The 1,675-nt window shown below is 38.4% G+C and carries 3 protein-coding genes; all 3 read left to right on the forward strand.

What is annotated here, in order from left to right; translation table 11 throughout:
• Positions 1 to 577, forward strand: a 577-nt coding sequence (locus A9G36_RS10100; RefSeq protein WP_176701002.1) for a hypothetical protein, incomplete at its 5' end; no start/stop codon positions are given.
• Between the two features lie 16 nt (positions 578 to 593).
• Positions 594 to 1,421 carry a DUF6708 domain-containing protein gene (locus A9G36_RS02155; protein ID WP_065585348.1) on the forward strand — a complete coding sequence of 276 codons (828 nt, stop codon included), beginning with the start codon at positions 594 to 596 and terminating at the stop codon, positions 1,419 to 1,421.
• A 24-nt stretch (positions 1,422 to 1,445) separates the two neighbouring features.
• The coding region (locus tag A9G36_RS02160; RefSeq protein ID WP_141670607.1) for a hypothetical protein at positions 1,446 to 1,675 on the forward strand (230 nt) is incomplete at its 3' end.

Raw genomic sequence — 1,675 nt, forward strand, 5'->3', positions numbered from 1 at the left:
CACCTTTATGATCTTTAAAAAACCAAGTTCATTTAGTGGGATGAAGCTACATCACCGCCACCTCTATTTTTATTTAACATACCCGAATAATGCAACCATCGCCCACCTGCCGTTGCAGGCCACGGTCACATTATTTGGTAAGAATGGGCAACGTGATGAGGATATGATTGAATCTCGCTTTAATATCAGTTCAACAGGGGTAAATAACCACTCAGTAGTGGCGCACTCCCCAATCCACCTAAACGAAGATAAAGCCAAAGAAACCCTAAAAATCACCGAATATGTCACCACCGATAAAAACTATTTTATCGACCATTATGAAGCAAAAACCTTTAAAACCCTCACTCAGGGCAAAGCGGTATGGCAATCTAATTTTACCGATATTGAAAAAATCGAAGTAAAAGAGCCAGCTCCTAACCAGCCAGAAAGTCACCTAACGGTAATAACCTGGGTAGCGGGCACCTTTGCTTATGATCTAATAAATAACTACCAAATCAATATCAGCCCTAATGCACAAGATGATAACGAAATCCCACTCATCATTAATCGAAGCAGCAACCAATTTCACGATGAATAAATAAAAGGAGAATAAAATGCCATCAAAATACCGCCCGCAAATCTTTGGTTGGTTTGGGGATCTAGATAAAGGTCCACGTTTAGTGCCCCTGCATGACGATCGCTTAAGTTATGCCAATAATACCTATTGTGCCTTTATTCGTCAGGATCACAATGATCAGATTTTTTATGCTTGCCTTTACTTTGTTGCTACTATTTTGGGAAGTATATCAACTGTCGGTGCTTTTATAATGATTTTTTGCTCCAATGACTCTGAAATTGGTAACAAAATAACAATAATAAGCATCCCTAGTTTTATTGCTTGTTGTCTCGCTATGTATTATGTTATTCCCAAACTGTATTATTATCTACTCTCCCGCCGTGGCAGCCCCATTATATTTAATCGTAAAACCGGTAAAGTCTATGTTAACGAAAGTTACTTTTTTAACTTTAAGTTTTTACATCACCCTTCGGTATTTTTACAACCGAAAAAACGCCGAATAAAAGAATATGATTGGAACGATTTGCACGGTGTTATTATTCATAATATGTCACGTAATGCCTTAAGTTCAACCGTGTTAATGGTCTGCCAACCGGGCACGCACCAAGTGATAGATCATATTATGTTAGATCCTGCTCGAGCCGGTGCAGGAAGTACATTTGTTTGGGGATGGATCAATAGTTTTATGTTTTTTTGTGATGTTGCCAATATCGATGACGGCGAATATAAGTCAGATCAAGAAGCGGAATTTAAAGCCCATAGGATTGAAGGTGAAGGTTGGCCCGAATGGATGGTCGAAGCATTTAATGCCACATCGCAAGAAGAGCTCGCCGAAATCAAACAACGACACCATATAACGGAATAATATAATAAAAATATTATTAAAATAATGGACACCGTTAAAGAAGGTGAAAGCCAAGATAAAAAAATGCACCAACTGGCGATTGACTTAGGCTCGTTAGCATTATTAAGTGTTGATAGCGTGGCTTTATACCGTGACATCAAATTAAAAATGCAGCTAGTTAAAGCGATGCGTTCAACAGTTTCGGGCACATTAGTACCTGAAATTAAAGCTAAACAGATGTTAAATACCTTGATTTCTAAAACCGTAGCCAAAGC

The sequence above is a fragment of the Gilliamella sp. Choc6-1 genome (genome assembly GCF_001690385.1).
GTDB classification, from domain to species: domain Bacteria; phylum Pseudomonadota; class Gammaproteobacteria; order Enterobacterales; family Orbaceae; genus Gilliamella; species Gilliamella apicola_A.